Here is a 21,002-nt window from a genome sequence, read left to right on the forward strand (position 1 = left end):
AGTTCGGGCTCTCCCGGCGAGGGTTTGAAATGGCCCGATATGCGCTTGAGGGCCTTTCCCTGCGTGCAGAACCCACCCTCACCTGCGACTCACGGCCGCTCGATCCAAGCTTCTGGAGGAAAACCATGACTTCCTGGCCTGCACCCAGCGCGCTCGACGCGCGCACCCAGGCCTTTCCAATCTTGACGGCGCCCCAGATCCATCGGATCCGCCCCGGCGGCAAGGTGCGCAGGGTGGAGCCAGGTGAAATCTTGTTTCAGCCCGGCGATACTGAAGTGCCTTTTTTCGTCCTGCTCTCGGGAGGCCTGGAGATCGTACAGCCGGATCTCACGGGGGAACGCCCCATAACGACGCACGGCCCCGGCCAGTTTACTGGAGAGATCACGATGATCTCCGGGCAACGATGTCTGGTGCGGGGCCGGGTGACCAGTGCGGGCGAGTTTCTCGAGATCAGCGCGGATGCCTTCCGATCGTTTGTCGCTAAAGATGCCGAACTGGGCGAGATTTTCATGAGGGCGTTTATTCTGAGGCGGCTGGCACTTATCAGTCACGGCCTGGGTAATGTCATTTTGATGGGTTCGCGCCACTGCGCCGACACGCTGCACCTGAGGGAGTTTCTGAGCCGGAACGCGCATCCTTACACCTATGTGGATCTCGACACCGACTCTGCCTCGCAGGAGCTTTTGGACCGTTTTGAAGTCAAATTGACGGAGATTCCGGTCCTCATCTGCAATGGCCAAACCGTCTTGCGCAATCCCTCGACTCAGGCGCTGGCCGATTGCCTCGGTTTTAACGTCAGCATTGATCAGTCTCAGTTGCGTGATCTGGTCATTGTGGGCGCGGGACCTTCCGGCCTGGCAGCTGCGGTGTACGCCGCATCGGAAGGTCTGGATGCCCTGGTGATTGAAACGGAGTCTCCGGGCGGTCAGGCGGGATCAAGCTCCAAGATCGAGAACTACCTGGGGTTCCCGACCGGCGTGTCCGGACAGGAACTGGCAGCGCGCGCCATCGCACAAGCGCAGAAGTTCGGCGCGAAGATGATGGTGGCACACAGCGTGGTGCGCCTCAACTGCAACCGCCGGCCCTACGAAGTGGTATTGGATAGTGGCAGCGCAATCGCTGCGCGCGCCGTCATCATTGCGACCGGGGCTCAGTATAAGAAACCGGCTCTTGCCAGCCTGAAGAAGTTCGAAGGTCTAGGCATTTACTACGGGGCGACGTACATCGAGTCGCAACTGTGCGAAAACGAAGATGTGATCGTGGTGGGTGGAGGGAACTCAGCCGGACAGGCCGCGGTGTTCCTGTCACAGACCGCACGCAAGGTCTACATGCTGGTGCGATCCGGAGAACTGGCGGGGACAATGTCGCGCTACTTGATTCAGCGGATCGCGGAAAACCCTGCCATTGAGCTGCATTATAGAACGGAAATCATTGGTTTGGAGGGCGACACCCAACTGGAGCGCATCACATGGCTTGACGGGAATACCGGTGAAACTTCAAGTCATCCCATTTGCCACGTGTTCATCATGACGGGGGCCTCGCCCCGAACCGACTGGCTGCGAGGTTGCGTGGCCATGGACGACAAAGGCTTCATCCTGACCGGGCGAGATCTCGATGGGGCGGGCGGCATCGCTTCACCTCTTGCTTGGCCGCTCCGGCGTTCTCCGCAGATGCTCGAGACCAGTCTTCCCGCGGTATTTGCGGTCGGCGATGTTCGCTCGGGGAATGTGAAGCGTGTGGCCTCAGCGGTGGGCGAAGGGGCCATTGCCGTCCATCTCGTCCATCGTGCCCTGGCAGAACCCTGAAGAGGCCGAAGGCGGGGCGATCCCCCGCGCCCGAGCCATAGCTGCATCGATCCTTAAACCCCCCGGGTCAAGGAGATTCTAATGGCTGAATGTCCTCATCTCAATGCGATCAAGTATACCAGTACTAAGAAGCACGTTTGTGAGGACTGCGTCAAAATCGGAGATACCTGGGTACATCTGCGCCTCTGCCTGGAGTGCGGGCACGTGGCCTGTTGCGACTCCTCGAAGAACAAGCACGCCACCAAACATTTTCATCACAGCAAGCACCCCCTGGTGCGCTCCATCGAGCCCGGCGAAAACTGGGTATGGTGTTACGTGGACCAGATGGCGGCAGGGGAGATACGGCCTCGAGGATTCGTGGCCACACAAGGGTGAACACGGCCTACCCGGCGTGCGAATTTGAACAAGCGGTCAGCAATCCTTCCTTATGATTTCGGGTTGATTAGTGACAAGGCCAGGAGGAGCAAAGCAAGTGAACGACAGTCTGCTGCACATCTCACTGACCAATCCTCGAAAATGCTGACTCCGCGATTCTTGATGAGAATCCCACCTTACCGGAACTGAGAACCCAGCGGCAACGTGATTTATCCCAATCTCTGTGGGCTGAAGGGTTGATCCATGACTCGATCCGTGACGTTCGGAATTGTCGGTGGCTACGGGGCCACCGGAAGAGTCGTTGTGTCCGAACTTTGGAAGTCCTCCGAGGGCGGGATTCTAATGGGTGGACGGGACCCGGACAAGGGGAAAGGTCTGGCCGCCGGATTCGACGGCAGGGTGTCCGCGGTGCAGATCGACACCCTCGATCCTTACTCTTTGGATGACTTTTGCGGCCGATGTTCAATTATCGTCAACTGCGCCGGGCCTGTCAGGGTGCTCGAGGATCGGGTCGCTCAGGCGGCCTTTCGTAGGCATTGTCACTACATCGATGCCGCCGGCATGTCGATGGTGAAGGAACGCATGCTTCCTCACAGCCGTGAGATTGAAGATTTAGAATTGTCGTTCGTCGTCTCGGCGGGGTGGATGCCGGGCCTGAGCGAGCTTGTGCCTGCCTACGCGGACGCCCAGGCGAGAGTCCGGATGGATGCGATCGATTCGTTGACGGTTTATTTCGGCGACTCGGGCGAATGGTCCACCAATGCTTTGCGAGACGGGGCCTGGTATATCCGCCAGTCCGGGCTCCGCAGGGCTGGCTACTTCCACAAAGGCGGGTGGACACACGCCAAAATATCGGAAGCCTTCCGCCGCGTCGATTTGGGTGACCCTGTCGGCGCCGGCCGTTTCGGCATGTTCTCTACTCCCGAACTGGCAGAAGTGGGCCGTCGGCTTGATGATATTGACGTCTTCACATTCACGTACCTGTCGGGGTTTCGGACGGTCATTGCCACAACTCTGATGGCCCTGGTGCCTCTCCCTGAAGGTTGGTGTGTTCCCTTGCTCCGGAATGTATTTCATAGAAACCGTCTGCCCGTGGACGGCTTTGTCGCGGCTCGGATACTTGGGCGTTCTCAAGGACGCAGGGTAATCCTAACGACTCAAATCGTCTACAAGGAACGCCGCGACTACTGGATTCATGGAGTGGCGATGGCCACGGCCGCCCGCATGGTTTCGGAGGGTAAAGCCGTCCGCGCCGGCGTCCACTTCCTGGCTGATGCGGTGGATCCAGTTGCCTTCGTCGCAGAGCTGCGAAAAGCCGGAGTCGAGCTGACCGAGCGATTCGATTCGGTCGGAGATCTCTAATTGTCCAGTATCCGGCCTGACCCCGGCTATTTTCTTGCTCATTTTATTATCATTTTCAACAAAAATAGCACGGCTGCAGTGAGCGCATTGGTCAGGGCAAATGGATGTGCTCCAAAAGAGACATCAATCGAACCCTTCGGAATCTCTGCCGAAGAGGGTTGATCTGTTATGGTGGTGTTAAACCCTTCCGTTTGGACTATTAGCCTTCGACCGGTACCTCGAATTTCTCGCCTCGCTGGAGCTCCTGTTAATAGGGTAAGCAGGTAGAAGAGAGGCGCGATAACCAAAAGCCAACCTAGCACAGCAAGAGCCAACAGCAGATCCATCATGAGGGCAAACGCTGAGTCCCAGAGGGCCTCCAGAATGGAAACAGAATCGTCTGCACGCTGCTTTACCCCATCCAGGGGACCTGCAAGATTTACTGCGATTGCCTCAAAGACCACTGCGGCAAGAGCACTACAGGACGCCAGGAACTGGAAGGGATGCCAAGAGAGTAAGCCTTTATGCGCCTCGAGCCCTTCCCACGCCACCGCAAACAATGCGGTCACGATGCTGATCATTGTTCCGTTTTTGACATACCATGTGAAGTAGCTCTCTAAAGCAAAATGTGAGAACATCCAGTTCAACCCCCATATCCATACAGCGAATACAACCAAGGCGATAAGGAAACCTTTGAACCGGTGTTGTTTTCTAGGCGGTATCGCCTTTGCCTCACCATCCACTTCCATAGGCATATCTCCTCTCCACCAACGAAGAACACGGTCGGGACAGACCGGGACGGGCTGCTGCTCAAACCCGAGAGTGCCCGGTGAGGCCTCGATGGCTCATCGGGGCTGACCCGGCGAATTGATTTCCGCAACAGCCTGCAGAGACCCCAAGTATCTCTAAGGTCGGGCTCTCGATTCAAACTTGCTAACATGTCTTGGAGTACGTTGCCCGCATCTGCTTGGCCCGTTCTCGCGATGCCGCAGTTGCGCCGAGCAGGTTGTCCTCGGAGCAAGCATAGCTTGATAGCAGCCCGGCGGGGAGTCCTGGCAAGTGTTGGCTGACGGTGAGCCGGGCGGCCAACCACTGATCGCGCGACGGCACTTTGGAAATGCCCGTCACCACAAAATGCATGGGACCGAGAGACCGCATCTCGCCGGGAGACAAGCTCGCGGCTACAACCTGAGCCGCGGTGTCATGGCTCATCTGCCAGCCATTTTCGATCGTCTCGCCGAGGCCGAGCGCAATCTGGATATCGCGCGCAACACCCTCCTCGCCCAGATCCGGGGGAATCGCACTGCGCACCAAGCCGTTCTTGAGCTCCACCAAGATCGAGTCGCCCCGAAGCTCCATCGTGCCCTGGAGACGCATGACGAATGGATAGGTGCTTCTTGTGGAGTCGAGATCGAACTGGTGCGTCACAGGTCGGGTGGCTGACGCCGACGGCGGAGTGCTCAGCGCCAGCAAAGTTGCAATAACGGCAGTCACTCGCTTTAGATACATTTGGCCTCCTCGGATCTCGACGCGTCTAAAATGGTGCGGTCAGATCCTGGTCATTCATCCTGCGAAGTAAATAAAAAGCCCATGGAAGTGTCATGTCCCGGTTTCTGATGGGTTCTTGAGAAACGTGATCAACTCGACCGGAGCCCCGTTGTGAACAATCATGGCCGTGCGCACTCCATCAGAAGGGGAACCGGGCGGGTAGATCATTTCCTGACCTCGAAGGGCTGCATCAAGATCATCATCCTCAAAGGCAATGTGAGGCACGGTTCTGATTATCTCCGGCAAGGGGCTGTCCGGCTCAAATCGCATCCATTCAATGCCATACGGGCTGCGATTAAACCCCGAAACATACATCTTGAACTGTGCAATATAGGTTTCATTCGCACGAGGAAGAGAGGTAGGTATGCCGATGTGATGATAACGCCACCCGAGTTTGGCTACAACCGCGGGCGGTTCATCGTCACGCCGGTGTTCCACCAAGTTAGACTCATGCCCAGAGGATAATAAGTCAGCCATTCAAGTCTCCTGCAACGCAAACGACATAGGGACAGAGCATAGGGTAGAGGGGGTCAGACCGGGACACTGGACAATGCGAGCGTTACTTATGTGAAAATGGGCGCATCATCCAGCTCTCTGCCATTCTCACAGAACAGAGCTTAAATGTCCATTGTTCCGGGGATCTCCAATTGTCCAGATGTCCCGATCTGCCCCCTTCATTTTTTTTGCTTGACCCTGGAATCGATTCCAGGGTGTAAGCTCAAATCGAGAGGAGACCTCGATGCCCTCCGGGGAACTAGCCCGTCTCCCTGGCGTCAGCACTGACACCTTATAATATGACGACAGATTCGGGCTGCTGCCGCGAGAGTTTGCGCAGGTGGGCGTACTTTCCCCTCTCACCAAGAGAACCGGAAGGGAAGACAGGCTGTGAATGCTATGCCCCCAACTGCCTCTTCTTCGGGAGGTCCTGAACATGCGTAAGACAAAAGCAATTTTGAACAGCGCTATCGTCCTCTACTTTGTCATCTGCTTTGAAATCCTGATCATGATCAGCCCCTTCGCCGGCTTCTTCTATTCGGCGTTTAATCCGATTCTCCTGGGATTATCGAAATACCGGGCGACGAAGTGGCTCAGTTCTTTCTTCTTCACTCATATGGTTGTGCCACCCAATGGGCCACTCAAAGCCGTGCGCGTGATGGGTTCGGTGTTGTTTCTGCTTGGCATCGTCATCTTCTTGGTTTGTGCCATCCAGGTGTATTCGAACAAGTTTCTTAAGAGAGGCGCTGTTCTGAAAGGGCTGTATCGCTGGATCAGGCATCCCCAGTACTTGGCTCTCTCCATTGCCGGCGCCGGCCTTGCCATTCTTTGGCCCAGGTTCATCGTTGTTGTTTTGTGGCTCGTGATGGTTTTGGTCTACTACGCGTTGTCCAAAGACGAGGAGCGGCGAATGGTGGGGCAGTACCCGGAGACCTACCGCGAATACATGGAGCGAACGGGAACGTTTCTGCCGAAACGGCTTGAGGTTTCCATCGCCTTCCCAACGGTCGCGGGCAAAGCGACACTGTTTGTCATTATTGCAATCTGCGCCATCGGAGGGGCCTTTCTCCTGCGGCAGTACACGGTGAGGCATCTCCCTCTTTGGAGAGGCTCGAACGTGGTTGCCCTGGCGGTACTGCCCGAAGATGAGCCGATGATCGAGCACCGGATGGCGGAGATCCTCAAGGTGGACGCAGTTCGATCCCGACTGAAGGAGAACGAGTCATACCTTGCCTATTTCCTGCCGACCAACTACGTCATGCAGGGACTGATCGCCGACACGGGGGGCGATTGGCAGCTCTACAAACGCCATCACTCCATCGGCAGGTTTACCGATTGGGTGTTTCATCCCTTTGGCCACCTGGGAGGGGCACAACATTCCGTTTTCGACCCGGCACTTAATTCAGAGCACAGCATGGCGGCTCGTTCGGTGAGGCGATTGATTTTCCTTAAGGTGTCCGGCGTCGTTGTCACCGAGTCAGCCGATGCGTTTGCGGTGAATGCCGTTCGGACGCCCGATTTCATGGTCGATCTGGATGTCCACAGCCTCAAGGTCCTCGATGCCAAAACTCTCCCCGTCGAGACCGCTTGGGGGAAGGTGCCCACCCCTGCATTCTGATATTCGTAATTGACGGTGACCACGGGGAGGATGGAGAGGGTCAAATCGGAACGATGGACAAACAGAGATCGCTGCGACAATGCCTGTCAATTTGGGACGGGTGACTATGTCACAAATCAGGGCAAGTAATGCACCTTCGGCTATGCAATGCTCAGTGGTTCAATGTTACAGTCCGGCCCTGGTTATTCGTTAGGCTGCGCCCCAGCAATCAGAAAACGAAAGGGATAAAGAGCCGGGTGCGAGCCATGTAGTCGCGATAAGCTTGGCCGAACTGACGGATCGTCGCCACCTCTTCAGCTTTTGCTGTGGCGATGAGAGCCACGGTCGCTACGCTGACCAGTATTAAGGTCGATGGAGTGACGGCTTTGAGGAGGGTGCCCCACGCAAGGAACAGAAGCGACGCATAGAGCGGGTGCCGGATGTAGCGGTAAGGACCAGTCGTGACGAGGTTGGTAGTCATGAAGTCAGCGGAGCCTTGACTGACCGGTTGACCTAGACGACGCAGCGTCAGAGATCCCGAGATGACCGTGACCACTGAGGTCAGAAGCAACAGCCAGGACACCAGCTGCCGGGCTGTAAGGGGATGAGCGAACCACTCCGGAGCATTGAGGACGATCAAGGCGAGGATCGATTCCACCGCGAAGAAGCGATAGAAGCCGAACGATACCGGTCTGAGCAGGGAACGCCTCGAGATCCAGAGCACTGGGATCGATCCGACTGCAATAAGGACTGCTGAGAGCATCGGGGTTATCAGAACTCTCTTGGTGAATATGGGGTCGGATCGGGACAAATGGACAAATGAAAATCGCTGGGATCAGATCTGCACCTTTATGAGTCAGTAAACTTGCAATTGTCCAATTGTCCCGAGCTGACGCCATCCATTTCCGAGCGCACGTCATTCACTGCGCAGAGCCTGGGTGGGATCGACGCGCGTGGCGCGTCGGGCGGGCCAGTAGCAACCCGCGATCGCGGCAGCGGCCAGGGCAACTCCCGATGTCAGCATTGCCAGGGGATCACTCGGGCTCACGCCGTAGAGCAGTGCCGTCAGCAGCCGCATCAGGGCCAAAGCGCCCACCACGCCGAGGCCCACGCCCACCGCAACAATCAACATCCCATCGCCGATCACAAGTCGGTAAAGATCGCGCGGCTTCGCCCCGAGCGCGATGCGGACGCCCATCTCATGGGTCCGCCGGCTGACCGAGTGAATCATGACACTATAGACGCCGACCGCGGCGATCAGGAGTGCCAGCGCCGCAAACAATCCCAGGAGCACCACGCTAAATCTTCTGAAGGAGACTGACTTGGCGAGGCGCTCCTCCATCGGCGCGAGGTTCGAGACCGCCTGATCGGGATCAATGCCGAAAACCTGGGCCTTCACAGCCCCGGCCAACGCCCGCGGATCGGAGCGCGTTTTGACAACGACGGTCATGTCGCTCAAAGGCATCTGGGGATAGGGGAGATAGAGGTGCGGCCCGGCGTCAACATCGAGCGCCGTCTGGTGGACACCTCCGACGACACCCACAATCCGACGCCACACACGGGGCCCAAAACTCGGCATGACCTGTTTCCCGAGTGGATTCTCACGCGCAAAGTCCCGTCTCACGAGTGTCTCGTCGATCACGACCACCAGCGGAGAGCCCGAGCTGTCGTGGGAATCGAAATCCCTTCCGGCGCGCAATGGAATCCCCATCGTCTGAAAGTACCCCGGGGTGACCCAGCGGACATAGACGCGGTCCGACGGCCCCGTGACTTCGGCGGTTCGGCCCTCGATCGAGTATCCGAAGCGCAGGAAACCGATCCCACCGGCGAGAGGAGCGGGAAAGACTCCGGCCGCAGAGTAGACGTCGGGGATGGTCTGGAGCCGTCGCAGGAGGTCGTCGAAGAATTCCGCCTGGAGCGACGAGGCCTGGTATTTCGAGGAGGGCAGGGTGATGTCCATCGTCAAAACGTTCTCTGCCTCAAAGCCCGGATTCACATGGGTGAGTTTCAAGAAGCTATGGATCAGCAAGCCCGCGCCGTTCAGCAAAATCACGGCGAGCGCCACCTCCGCCATCAGGAGGGCTCGACGCAGCTTCGATGCCCGCCCCGCCTCACCCGCATGCCGCCCGCTCTGCTTCAGCTCCGAATTCATGTCCAGGGAGAGGGCATGGATGGCGGGCGCAAGGCCGAAGAGCAGTCCTGTGAGGAGGGTGGCCAGCAGGGTAAAGGCCAGCACGGTGAGATCAATTCCGATGTCGGAGGAGCGCGGCAGGTTTTCGGGTTTCAGCTTCAAAAGCAAGCGGATCCCCCATGTACCCAGGAAGACCCCCAGCGACCCGGAGAGGACCGAGAGGAAGAGGCTTTCGGTCAGGAGTTGCCGGCAGATGCGCCCCCGGTTTGCGCCCATCGCGGCGCGCACCGCAATTTCCTTCTGGCGAGAGATCGCGCGGGCCAGCAGCAGGTTGGCGACGTTTGCACAGGCGATCAGCAGAAACAGGCCCACGGTGCCCAGCAGAATGAGGAGGGAGGGGCGGACTTCCCCGGTGACCTGCTCCTCAAGGGTGATCACCGTCGCCCCCCAATCCTTGTTTGTCTTTGGATACTCGCCGGCCAGATGGGCTGCGATGGCGTCCATTTCCGCTTGTGCCTCGGCCTGCGTGATGCCGTGTTTCAGCCGGGCGAGGACCTGCAGCCGATTGGCGGCACGGCTTTCACGAAGATCGCCGAAATCCGATGCCGCCCAAATTTGAATGCCATCGACAAGGAATGATTCTTCGCGCGGCATCACACCGACCACGACCTGAGGGTGGCCGTTCAACGTAATGCTGCGCCCGAGGACTGCAGGGTCTCCTCCAAACCGCCTCTGCCAGAGTCCATAGCTGAGAATAACGGCCTGGGCGCCGCCCATCCGGCCCTCGTCGCCAAGGAAGACTCTTCCGATTGCGGGCCCGATGCCCAGGACTGAAAACAGGTTGGGCGAGACGATGACTCCGGGCAGTCTCTCCGGTTCACCCAGGCCCGTCAGGGTAAAGTCCTCGCCTGTAAATGCAGCCATGTCTTCGAAGGCGCGGTTACGGTTCTTCCAGTCGAGGAAATTGGGCGCCGACACCTGGTTCCGCGGTATGCCTTTCGGGTTCTTTGCCCACACCATCATGAGCTGGCCCGGATCGCGATAGGGAAGCGGCTTCAAAAGGACGCCATTGACCACGCTGAAAATGGCGATATTGGCGGCAATACCGAGCGCGAGAATGGAGATGGCGACCGCGGCGAGTCCCGGGGCCTTGATCATCAAACGTACTGCATAACGGAGGTCCTGGATGAAGTCTCTCACCTTGCTGCCGCTCGCGGATGTTCCAAGCGGCGCATTCCGTTCGGCGGCCCTCGAGGCCTGCGCCACCGTCCCGACGAGCGAAGTCCGAACGGCGCGCGTGATATCGCGATCCAGGAGGTTCTGGTCACCCAGTTCCTCGAGGGCCGCGGCCATGGCCTCCTGCTCGTCGGCCCCCGCAGCCTTGGCGGCGGCCCAGGACTCCTCGAGGTCACGGGCAAGTTCCTCGATGACCTCCGCCTCCCGCTCGGGGGGAAGCGCGAGCAGGGCCAGCCGTGCGCGGAGAATCTTCTGCCAATCAGGCATGCTTCAACCTCGTGACGCGATTGATGGCCGCTGCGAATTGCTGCCAGATGCCCCGCTGCGCGGCCAGCACCTTGCGCCCGGCCGGAGTAATCCCATAGAAGCGTCGCCGGCGCTCTCCCGCCTTTTCAACCCAGCGTCCCTGGATCAGGCCGCGGGATTCCAGGCGGTATAAAACAGGATAGAGGGAACCGACGTGGAGGCACAGGACGTCGCCGGAACGCGCCGCGATCAACTTGCGGATTTCATAGCCGTGTCGCCGTCGCTCTTCGAGCAACGAAAGCGTGAGAAGTTCGGTGCTCCCTTTCTTGAGTTCCCGCTTCAGCATAGATGTGTATGTCATATGTCGTAATAACGTATATCATGCTGACGCTGATGCGGTCAACCGGGCAAACCAACAATTCGGGTCAAGTCCGAATTCTCAATTGTGGTATTTATGGAGGAGAAGAATTGAAAATTTAGACCTGAATGGCGCTTAGTTAAGAAATTGAGATGGAGATTGATCCGCTTCCCCGAAGGGGAAGTCTTCAATAGCCCAGGGTTGGCCGCCTTGCGGCCTACCCTGGGTGGGGATCGCCCCAAGAGAGGAAGGAACTCTGAAGGCGGGTGGCGGGTGGCGGGTGGCGCATACCCCGATCTATCGGGGTGTGCGGTGAAGAGTCGATTCGCTCTAGCCTCGTGACGAGCCGTCCCTCAAAGAAGGCCGCATCCCGCGCGGCGGGACCATGAGCGCATGTGTGCGCCACCCCGCCCCCCAAGATAATACCCCCGACGGAAGTCGGGGGATCGTTCCGGTTCAGCCTACTGAGCCTTCCAGTTCTCGGATTAAATCCCCCCAACGGTAGTTGGGGGATCCTTCAAGTCCCACCTCTGTCACAGGAATCCAGAACTTGTTTTTCTAGATTCCCTGCCTGGGAGCGGGAGACTTGACTCTCGTCTTCGCGAAAGGCTGGATTTGAACAATCCCCCACCTTCCGGTGGGGGGATTTGAGTGTCGAGGAGGGGCTGTCGGTAGGCTGGGACTGAAGAATCCCCCACCTTCCGGTGGGGGGATTAGGTTTGGTAGCCGGGATCCCGTTCTTTGGGATCCCGGGCTCTTTCCTGCAGGCCGCACGGTCCGCCCGGATCCAACGCCGCGCGTATGTCACGGGACGACCCATCGAATTCGTTCCGAACGAGTGGATCGTCCAAGCATGGCGGGCAGCTGGGATCCGGGCGTATACTCGATTGCGAGATTCGGACTCGTCGGGCATGGCGCCGGGAGCAGGATCGGCTAGGACGAAGCGGCCAACGGGGACAATATTGAGGGCGAAAAGGCCCGTTTAGGCCCTAAAAACACCCGGTTTTTGAAATTATCCTCTCTTCTTAAAACAACTTAGCTTGGTCCGACCCCCTCATGCTATGCAACCTTTGCCCTCCAAAGGTCTCCTTCCAGCGTAAAGACCTGTGATTCTCTTCCTGTCAATATCGCATCGAGTCTTCTTCTCTGGGGAGTGCTGACATCTTCCGGAGGCGCCCACTTCAGCATTTTGGCGACACTGGTTTTATTTACATCTACATTGGAAGCGGCGGGGTCGCGATGCTTGAGGTTGGTACGGTGCTGCCTCTTGAGGGGAACGGTGGGTGTGCATGCAATGTCCTGGGCGTAGACGGCGATCGTAGCCAGGAGCAACGCTGCTACAAGAAGAAGAATTAACCGGCGCATCGAAGTTCCTCCTTTTAAAGAATTGAATTGTTCGGTTTCATCCTTACCGGTTGTAACGACCAATTCGATCGACACGATGGCATGCCTTAACCAGTTCGGGCAAACCAGAAAGCGGCACCGTGATTTTTACAGTGCCGCTCCTGGTGGTGACTCGACTTGGGAGGGTTGGAGAACGGTGATCACACTGTGAACGATTCTATGGGAAGGGGGAATGGAAGACATTCATCGAATTATTCGTGCCGCAAGGCCTCCATTGGTTTCAATCTTGAGCCTTTTCTGGCGGCGAAGTAGCTCGAGACTAAGGACGTGATGACGATTAGAATCGCAACACCAATTAATGTAGCTGGGTCCCGTGGGTTGGAGCCGTGCAGCATCCGGGCGAGAAATGGTGTGGTTGCAGTCGCGAGCAGAAGACCCGAAGCGATCCCGCTTACCGTGAGGCGAAGGCCATGCAAAAGCACTAGAGACAAGACATCTGAGCTAGATGCTCCGAGCGCCATACGCAGACCTATCTCATGCCTGCGGCGCGTCACTGAGTAGGAGACGATGCCGTACAACCCTATTTCGGTTAGAATAAGCCCGATTATTCCGAGAATCCCGACGACCGTGGCCGATTCCTCACGATCAAAGAAGTGGTAACGGAGGAGGTTTCGCATGGTCCAGACATCATAGACGCGAACTGTTTTATCGAGTGCCTTGATCTGAGCCTTCACGGGTGCCGCAAACACCAAAGGATCCCCTGCGGCTTCAATAATTAGGCTCATGGAATTTTGGTTAGTTTGAGACAACGGGAGGTAAATATAAGGCTCTGGTGGTTCGTCCGGGTAGTTGATCTTAGAATCCCTCACCACACCTACGACCTCGCGATCATCGTTTGATTCGTTCCCATGGACTTGGATGGTCTTACCGATCGGGTCTTCGTCTGGCCAAAAACGCCGGACCATGGTTTCATTAATGATTGCGACCTTGGTGCTGACTCCGGTATCCTGTTGAGTGAAGTCACGACCTTGGAGGAATCGTATACCGAAAACGTGGAAGTAGTTGGGAGCAACTACCAAGTCTTTGATTGAAAACTTGGTTGCCCCGTCTGGAGCGAAATAGCCCGGGATCGAAACGCGGATCGAAGTGCCCCCTTCTGACAGCGACATTGGCGGATGTGCGGCCAGGGTTACTTGCTTGACGTCGGGAAGCGTTTGAACTCTCTCCACAAGATCGCCGAAGAATGCATGGGCTTGCTCTGGTTTGTAAGGCGTATAGGTGGGCACAATCAACATGTCCTTGCGCTGAAAACCAAGATCAAGGTTCAAACCGACGAGGAACGTCTTGACCAACAACGCGGAGCAGCAGAGGACAACGACCGACAGTGTGACTTGACAAATCACCACGAGGTTGCGCAAAGGGGCTCGCGCTCCACTGAATGTAGCGCCGCTGTCGCTCTTTAGTACCGTCATTAGATCCAAGCGGGATGCTCTGACGCCAGGAATGAGGCCAAATACGAGGACTGTAATCATGCTTGTGAGCAATGTATAAGTAACCACACGGCCATCCAGCAAAAACTGATAACCAGTTCGATGAGTGGAAGGCGGAATGACGACTGATGGCAACAGCGCGATTAGCCACCAAGCAAACAGCAGCGCAATAGCGGTTCCGAAGACCCCAAGCAGGATACACTCCGTGAGTAGCTGACGTAAAATTCGATAACGACTGGCGCCCAACGCTAGGCGGACCGCGATCTCGTGACGGCGTTTTTCGGCACGAGCCAGCAGCAGGTTCGCCACATTGCCACACGCAGTGACCAGAATCAAAGCCACGATAGCCAGCATTATAAATGGTTCCTTGCTAAGGTCCTTGCGTAGACTTCGAACCACAACGCTACACTGTCTATTGGTCGAAGGGAAAGCCAGCTCTAAGTTATGCGCTAGGGTCTCCAACTCCGCTTGAGCCTGCTCAATTGATACGTTTGGCTGCAATCGTCCAATGACATCAAATTCCCTGTTGTTACGATCGACAAATGTCTTCGCCTCCCTCGGTCGAATTGTGGCCCAGGATGTGATTGGGATCCAGAAATCTATGTCAATAAATGGATCGACTCCCCGGAATTCACGAGGCGCTATGCCAAGCACTGTAACGCTAACACCGTTCAAGAGAACCCGGCTCCCGATGACCATCGGGTCTCCTCCATATCGTCGCCGCCAAAAGGCATTACTCATCACGGACACGGGATCTTGTGACTTCACGTCTTGAGTGCTAAAAACACGCCCAAACATGGCATTTACTCCTAGTACAGAAAAATAGTTCTCGCTGGCAACCGTTGTCACGGCTATTTCATTCTCTGGGTCTCCGCTCAGGACAGCACCGTAACGTGTACTCGCACTCACTCCAGTAAGCAGTTTAGTATTGTTTTTGAAATCTTCGAAGTCAGAATACGACGTCCCTGTTGGTCTTCCTTTGATGGATGTTCGGATCTTAATTAATTCGGCAGGTCGAACCACAGGAAGCGGTCGCATCCAGAGACCGTCCACAAGACTAAAGATCACTGAATTTGCGCTAACGCCAATGACAAGACAGAGAACGGCTAAAATCGTTACAGTGGGTTGTTTCAGGCAAATGCGGATCGCGAACCGCAGGTCGGATAGAAAGCCGCTCATAGAACCCTTCCTCCGATGTTTCGGCACTCATCTGTTTATAGATCTCTCGACATTGGTATACCAATGCAATGCCTCATTCACTTTCATCAATAACATCGTGCCTCCTAAGAACTCCCCTGCTTACGATCAACACGCACGACGAGAGGCTTTCAAAGCGGATTGGGAACGAAAGATACTATAGTTGTTATCTTGACTCGTCAAACATCCCTATACGATGGGTTCTGTACTTGTCATTTGTCGCTCTAAAAGTATCCAGAAATTTGTTGTTTGACCGACTCATGGATAGTTCGAGCTAATTCCTGGTTCTCCCGAGCTCAAGGGGACTTCCTCGCCTGGTGGGATTCGATCGATGTTCAAGTTAATAACCTTATCACATTTGCTCAAATGCGCGTAGCGATGCGTAAACAAAAGGACGGCTGGCTTCCACGGTAGGTCCATCAGATTGTCCATCAGCTTGGTTTCGGTCTCGGGATCCATAGCTGACATTGCTTCGTCCAGGATCAGAAAATCTGGCCGGCTAAACAAAGCTCGTGCTATTGCAATCCGCTGCTTTTCACCCCCCGAAATTCCAGTTCCTGCCTCAAAGACATTCGTATTGAGCCCGTTCGGAAACCGCTCGACAGTCTCCGTAAGGCAACACCAATTAATCAAATTACCCACCCAGTTCAAATCGGCGCTCGTTCTGAAAAATGATACGTTGTCCAACAGGCTTCCGCACATAAGGGTGGGCTCCTGTGGGACGAGACCGAGATGACTTCGGATGGATTCGAGACTGAACGAAGTATATTCCCGTCTGTTGAAAAGGATTTGTCCTTTTTGAGGAACATCATAACCGAGAAGTAACCACGCGATAGTGGATTTTCCCTTACCAGTCTCTGCTATCACGGCAATGTGTTCTCCCGTTTTCAGGATAAACGAAACATTGTCTATGCCTCGTTTTTCTCGGCGGTCATAGAAAGAATATGGGGTCAGATCCGGACAAATGGACAAATGAAAACTGCTGGGATCAGATCAGCGCGCTTATGAGTGAGCAAACTTGCAATTGTCCATTAGTCCGGATCTGACCCGAATGGCGCTTAGATAAGGGACTCATTTCGGGTAATTCCTGTGGGGGAGATTTCCCATCAAGTGACGCGGTTTCGTGAGGAGATGATAGTTTTTGGGTCGTCGTTTGACGGCGCGAGGTTCGGATCGGTTGGGGCGATACGGGAGGACATCGCGGGCGAGGGTGTGGAGCAGAGCGCGATAGAGGCGACGACAGAGGGCGGGGTGGGCGGCGACGAAGGCCAGATGGGGAGCCCACTGGCGCAGGGTGTCACAGGTTCCTTTGAAGCTGAGGCGGCGGAGCTCGGTGCCGTGGAGGAGGGCCGCTTCGAGCATGAGGGCGCGGATCAGGTTGTAGGCAATGAGGTGCATGTGCAGCTCGCGGCGAATCATGTCGGGACTGAGACAGCGCAGCACGTCCAGGTGCAGGACGGTTTTGATGTCGCGGAAGCAGAGTTCGACCTGCCAGCGGCGGCGATAGAGTTCGGCGAGGGCGTCGGCCGGAAAGCGCTGGGGATCGAGCAGCGTGGTGGCGAGGAAGAGGACGCGGGTTCGGAAGCCGGGGATGGGGACGCAGACTTTCAGCACGCGGACGGCAAGGGCATCGGGAATCGGCTGCGGGAGCCACCAGGCGAGCTTGGGGGGCTGAGGCCAAGTCAAGAGCCGATCGGACTTGCCTAAGCGCCGTCCCGTGCGCCCGTCCACGCGGCGACCGTAATGGAGCCGAAAGACCCCCTCCCGTCCACTGAGCTGCAAAGCCGCGAAGGTGGCAAAGGAACCGAATTGGCGATCCCCGAGCAAGAGATCGAAGTCGGCGGTAAGGGTCTTCCACACATCCACCAACAATGCATGCTCGCCCTGGTGGAGCGTGGCGGTGACCACGGCGTGCACCGCGCCGGTGGCCAGGGAGAAGAGGCCCAACACCTTCATCAGGGGGAACCCACACCCGGGCTTTTGGGTTGAGGATTGAGGCCAAACCGCTTGGTTCTGGGCAGTGTCGGGCATGCTGACGGTGGTCCCGTCGACCACCCCGACCCGATACCCCTTCCAGTGCATGGCGGGGGAGGCGGTAGCGGCCAAGGCGTGGGCCACCTCCGGCCAGATCGGTTCCAGAACCGCTTCCGGTAAGCGGCGTCGGGCTTGGCAGTAGGCGCCGGTGGACGAAGAGATCGCGGCTAGGCGGCGCGCGTGCCGTCTCGCCTGAATCTGCCGCACGGTTTCCCGGCAGGGCTGGGGCGGGGAGAGCACCTGTGCCAGAAAGTTCCAAAACGTCGCCAGGGGGGGAAAGAGACGCCGCCGTCGGCCGCAGCGGCGGAGGCACTGGTGCTGTCGGGCGGGGATCCAACGCCCCAGGACCCCGGCCAAGTTCGAGACCGACTCGGCGGCCAGGCGTCGTTGAAAACCGCGGAGCCCTGCGGTGGATCCTCCCATGGGGCACCCCCTTGACGAGTGATACTATCAGTATATATACTTATAGTATTCTGTGGCAAGGAGAAATCCATGAGTCGACTCCATCAGTTGATCCGAGGGTTCAATCAGCAGGCGGCGGCGATTCCGCCTCCGGGGTACGTGCTTCAAGGCAGCGTCGTCAAACGCTATCTCCACCGAACGGTCCGTGGCGTCTCGATTCCCTACGGGCCGTACTACCTGTGGACTCGCAAAATCGACAACAAGACCGTCACTCAGGCGCTGACCGCGGAGCAGTCCCAGATCATCCAAGCGGCCATCCGGCGAAACTCCCAACTGGAGCAACGCCTGGCACGCCTGCGTCAACTGTCCGAGCAAATCATCCGCGCCATAACTCCTTCGGTGACCAAGCGGAACAGGGGATACCCGCCATCTTAACTAAGCACCATTTGGATCTGACCCCATATTCCAGCACCTATCGGCGCATTCGCGCGTTTGATTCCGAGCGCTTCAAGTTTGCCTTTGTCGACATCCTCCGCGAATTGCGGTCGGAACTGGAGTTCAAGCTGGTCGGTTGGGTGCTGATGCCGGAACATTTCCACATGTTGATTTGGCCGTCCCCGATAGCCGATCCTTCAAGAATCATGCAAAGCTTCAAAGAACGGACCGCCCTCTTTGTCTTGGATCAGCTCAAAGAAAACCCACAATTTGCCTGGTGTCAAAAGACCCTTTCGCGATTTACGTTGCCTCCCACTTTCCATGGACCCTCTCAATACCGCGTCTGGCAACGCCGCTTCTTTGACATGAATATTTACAGTGAGAAAAAGCGTTTGGAAAAACTCGATTACATGCACGCCAATCCCGTGAAGCGACGACTGGTCAATGAGCCGGGGGACTGGCCCTGGTCCAGTTGGCGGTTTTATTATCTGGGGGACGCGAGTTTGCTAGCGATGGATCGTGTGGAATGAATTCGAAGGCCAGCGGGGCCGGGTGTCGGGTGGCGCACACATGCGCTCTTTGCATGTGTGCGATGCGACAACCCAGCCCCTGCTAGTGTTTTTACTCCCTTGTTTTTTAGACCCTTCGCCCGCGAATGATCATCATGTCCAAACTCCGCCGCTTTTATGAAGAGAGCAATCTTCACTACATCACGTGCAGCACCTATCGGCGCATTCGCGCGTTTGATTCCCCCGGGTGGCGCACATATGCGTTGTTGGCATGTGTGCGGTGCGGAGCTCTCCCCTGGGACGGGCCGGGTGGCGCATACATCATGTTTTTTGTGATGTGTGCGATTTGGTCGGGTGGCGCACACATGCGTTGTTGGCATGTGTGCGGTGTGGAGATCCCCCCCCTGGCTGGGCGAGCTCGCAATGCTGCGTGGCGAGGTGCTTTGAAGTGCCAACAATAACGTCGCCGGATGTTCTTCTGAGGGGACTCAATGTTCCCGAAGATTCCGCACACATGCAAAAAGCGCATGTGTGCGCCACCCGGCCCGCTCGGCTTGCTTTCTGATCTTGCATCTCTTCAACAGAATATCTATTCTGTTTTATGATGGCACGGGCAGACTCCTTCTTTGCCCCATCCACGTTACCAGAGCTTATGAAGACAGCCGACGTTTTGATTGTAGGTACAGGCTCGCTGGCGACAGCAGTCGTAAATTCGCTTTCCCAGTCGTTGATCGGACAACTTCGAACGCCCGGTGGGGGCACCGGGCCTACAACATTCTGCGTTGTAGGCCGGCCCGATCCATCGGGGCCGACCCGGCGATTCCATTTCAGCAACAGCCCGGAAAGACCCCATTCGTGGTCCCCATTCATCATAGCACCCCGATTCATCGGGGTGACAACGAGCTCAAGAGAATGAAAGGGGAACCGTTTTCAACGGTTTCCTAAGAGCGGTCCAGTGCAATGAAAAAGCGGCCATCCTGTATGCGACTCGATCCAACCATAGGAAACCGATAAATCGGTTCAAAGAACGGAAGAGGAAGAGCCGCGAACACCCCGATGAATCGGGGTGCTATGAAAATCTGGTCGAGGAAGGACGAAAATGATTGGGGTCACTCTTGTCCAAATTAGGTTTTGAGATGAAAGGGGTTGAGCCATCACGTATGATGGATTCGCAGTCCGGAAGATTGCAAATTCTCATTCGGAGGCTCAACCGTGAACACATTTTGCAGCATTTTCAGTCAACTTCTCCAGCTTTTTCCGCGTTGGGAGTTTCAACGCCGGGTGCAAGAAAGCCGGGCCGAGCGGCATGCCCGGGGATTTACCTGCTGGGGCCAGTTCGTGGCCATGCTGTTCTGCCAGTTGGGGCGGGCGCAATCGCTGCGGGAGATCTGCGACGGGTTGGCCAGTTGCGAAGGCAAGCTGGCGCACTTGGGGATCACGCGACCGAGTCGCTCGACTCTGGCTTACGCCAACGCTCATCGTCCCTGGGAGTTGTATCAACAGATTTTTCTGGATTTGCTGGAACGCTGTCGGCAGCGCGGCCCCTTCCCGAAGAAGTTTCGCTTTCGCAACCAGCTGCTCAGCCTGGATGCCACCGTCATTGATCTGTGCGCCAGCGTCTTCGATTGGGCGCGCTTTCGTCGGAGCAAGGGAGCGGTGAAGATTCATATGGTGCTCGATCATGAGGGGTATCTGCCGCACTTTGCCCTCATCACCGAAGGGGCGGTGCACGAAAGCCGCATCGCCTCCACGCTCCACTTTGACGCGGGCACGATTGTGGTCATGGATCGCGGCTTCACCGATTACCGCCTCTACAGTCGTTGGACCGAGGAGGGGGTCTTCTTGGTGTCGCGACTCAAAAGCAATGCTGATTACGGGGTCGCGGAAGACCGACCCGTCCCGGAGCGGGGATCCATTCTCAAAGACCAGATCATTTTCTGGAAGAGTCCAAAAAGTCATCAGGAGTGTCCCCACTTCTTCCGGTGCATTGAGGTGCTTCGTCCCGAGACCGGGGACGTGCTGGTGCTGCTGACCAATCATCTGACCCTGGGGGCCACCACCATCGCCCGCATTTACAAAGATCGCTGGCAGATCGAGTTGTTTTTCAAAGCGCTGAAGCAAAATCTCAAGGTCAAGACCTTCGTGGGGACCAGCGCCAACGCGCTCAAGATCCAGATTTGGACGGCCCTGATTGCCATTTTGATCCTCAAGTTCCTGCAGCTGCGCTCTCAATGGGGGTGGCACCTTTCGAACTTGTCGGCCCTCTTACGGCTGAACCTGTTCACGCATCGCAACTTGTGGCACTGGATCGATCATCCCTTGGAAGCGCCACCCGGGGTGGTTCCCCTTGTCCAACAACTGGAATTTTCCTATCGCTAACTGGGACAGCAGAATGGGAGACCTGAACTTGAAAATCGAAAATCACAACAGTTTGAACCAACATTCATGCGGCTCAGGGT

The 21,002-nt window shown here is 56.7% G+C and carries 17 protein-coding genes; 7 read left to right on the plus strand and 10 right to left on the minus strand.

The window, feature by feature from the left end; all coding sequences use genetic code 11:
* Nucleotides 1-125: 125 nt before the first annotated feature.
* The 3 genes from LAO21_05720 to LAO21_05730 all read left to right on the plus strand — a co-directional run bounded on the left by LAO21_05720 (nt 126) and on the right by LAO21_05730 (nt 3,542).
* Nucleotides 126-1,805: an FAD-dependent oxidoreductase gene (locus LAO21_05720; protein ID MBZ5552197.1), complete on the plus strand. Its 1,680-nt coding sequence runs from the start codon at nt 126-128 to the stop codon at nt 1,803-1,805.
* Between the two features lie 81 nt (nt 1,806-1,886).
* Nucleotides 1,887-2,180, plus strand: coding sequence for a UBP-type zinc finger domain-containing protein (locus tag LAO21_05725; protein ID MBZ5552198.1), 294 nt, complete (start codon nt 1,887-1,889; stop codon nt 2,178-2,180).
* 243 nt (nt 2,181-2,423) lie between these two features.
* Nucleotides 2,424-3,542 (plus strand): saccharopine dehydrogenase NADP-binding domain-containing protein, encoded by a 1,119-nt coding sequence (locus LAO21_05730; GenBank protein MBZ5552199.1) that lies wholly within the window; start codon nt 2,424-2,426, stop codon nt 3,540-3,542.
* Nucleotides 3,543-3,580: 38 nt separating this feature from the next.
* Here LAO21_05730 and LAO21_05735 read toward each other — a convergent pair whose 3' ends face one another.
* From LAO21_05735 to LAO21_05745, 3 genes are all read right to left on the minus strand, one after another.
* Nucleotides 3,581-4,270: a hypothetical protein gene (locus LAO21_05735; protein ID MBZ5552200.1), complete on the minus strand. Its 690-nt coding sequence runs from the start codon at nt 4,268-4,270 to the stop codon at nt 3,581-3,583.
* Between the two features lie 184 nt (nt 4,271-4,454).
* Nucleotides 4,455-5,030, minus strand: a complete 576-nt coding sequence (locus LAO21_05740; protein MBZ5552201.1) for a hypothetical protein — start codon at nt 5,028-5,030, stop codon at nt 4,455-4,457.
* Between the two features lie 90 nt (nt 5,031-5,120).
* Nucleotides 5,121-5,510 carry a hypothetical protein gene (locus LAO21_05745; protein MBZ5552202.1) on the minus strand — a complete coding sequence of 130 codons (390 nt, stop codon included), beginning with the start codon at nt 5,508-5,510 and terminating at the stop codon, nt 5,121-5,123.
* 490 nt (nt 5,511-6,000) lie between these two features.
* Here LAO21_05745 and LAO21_05750 point away from each other — a divergent pair, with 490 nt between their 5' ends.
* Nucleotides 6,001-7,182, plus strand: coding sequence for a DUF1295 domain-containing protein (locus LAO21_05750; GenBank protein MBZ5552203.1), 1,182 nt, complete (start codon nt 6,001-6,003; stop codon nt 7,180-7,182).
* 208 nt (nt 7,183-7,390) lie between these two features.
* On the opposite strand, the gene LAO21_05755 is transcribed toward LAO21_05750, so the two are convergent.
* From LAO21_05755 to LAO21_05785, 7 genes are all read right to left on the minus strand, one after another.
* Nucleotides 7,391-7,924, minus strand: coding sequence for an isoprenylcysteine carboxylmethyltransferase family protein (locus tag LAO21_05755; protein ID MBZ5552204.1), 534 nt, complete (start codon nt 7,922-7,924; stop codon nt 7,391-7,393).
* A gap of 153 nt (nt 7,925-8,077) precedes the next feature.
* A complete protein-coding gene (locus tag LAO21_05760) occupies nt 8,078-10,795 on the minus strand; it encodes an ABC transporter permease (protein ID MBZ5552205.1) in 2,718 nt (905 codons plus the stop codon).
* Entirely contained in the window at nt 10,788-11,120 is a 333-nt protein-coding gene (locus LAO21_05765; protein ID MBZ5552206.1) for a PadR family transcriptional regulator, read from the minus strand. The genes LAO21_05760 and LAO21_05765 overlap by 8 nt, the downstream gene beginning before the upstream one ends.
* A 1,071-nt stretch (nt 11,121-12,191) precedes the next feature.
* Entirely contained in the window at nt 12,192-12,497 is a 306-nt protein-coding gene (locus tag LAO21_05770; protein MBZ5552207.1) for a hypothetical protein, read from the minus strand.
* Nucleotides 12,498-12,727: 230 nt separating this feature from the next.
* Entirely contained in the window at nt 12,728-15,145 is a 2,418-nt protein-coding gene (locus LAO21_05775) for an ABC transporter permease (GenBank protein ID MBZ5552208.1), read from the minus strand.
* A 276-nt stretch (nt 15,146-15,421) separates the two neighbouring features.
* On the minus strand, nt 15,422-16,135 hold the full coding sequence (locus LAO21_05780; protein ID MBZ5552209.1) for an ATP-binding cassette domain-containing protein: 714 nt from the start codon (nt 16,133-16,135) through the stop codon (nt 15,422-15,424).
* Nucleotides 16,136-16,234: 99 nt separating this feature from the next.
* Nucleotides 16,235-17,620: an IS4 family transposase gene (locus tag LAO21_05785; GenBank protein ID MBZ5552210.1), complete on the minus strand. Its 1,386-nt coding sequence runs from the start codon at nt 17,618-17,620 to the stop codon at nt 16,235-16,237.
* Nucleotides 17,621-17,689: 69 nt separating this feature from the next.
* On the opposite strand from LAO21_05785, the gene LAO21_05790 reads away from it, so the two are divergent.
* The 3 genes from LAO21_05790 to LAO21_05800 all read left to right on the plus strand — a co-directional run bounded on the left by LAO21_05790 (nt 17,690) and on the right by LAO21_05800 (nt 20,922).
* Nucleotides 17,690-18,034 (plus strand): hypothetical protein, encoded by a 345-nt coding sequence (locus LAO21_05790; GenBank protein ID MBZ5552211.1) that lies wholly within the window; start codon nt 17,690-17,692, stop codon nt 18,032-18,034.
* Nucleotides 18,035-18,045: 11 nt separating this feature from the next.
* Nucleotides 18,046-18,564 (plus strand): transposase, encoded by a 519-nt coding sequence (locus LAO21_05795; protein ID MBZ5552212.1) that lies wholly within the window; start codon nt 18,046-18,048, stop codon nt 18,562-18,564.
* Between the two features lie 1,191 nt (nt 18,565-19,755).
* The gene (locus tag LAO21_05800; GenBank protein ID MBZ5552213.1) at nt 19,756-20,922 is read left to right on the plus strand and encodes an IS4 family transposase; all 1,167 of its coding nucleotides are present in this window, start codon (nt 19,756-19,758) and stop codon (nt 20,920-20,922) included.
* The last annotated feature ends 80 nt before the right edge of the window (nt 20,923-21,002 follow it).

The sequence above is a fragment of the Terriglobia bacterium genome (assembly GCA_020073085.1).
Lineage (GTDB): Bacteria > Acidobacteriota > Terriglobia > JAIQFV01 > JAIQFV01 > JAIQFV01.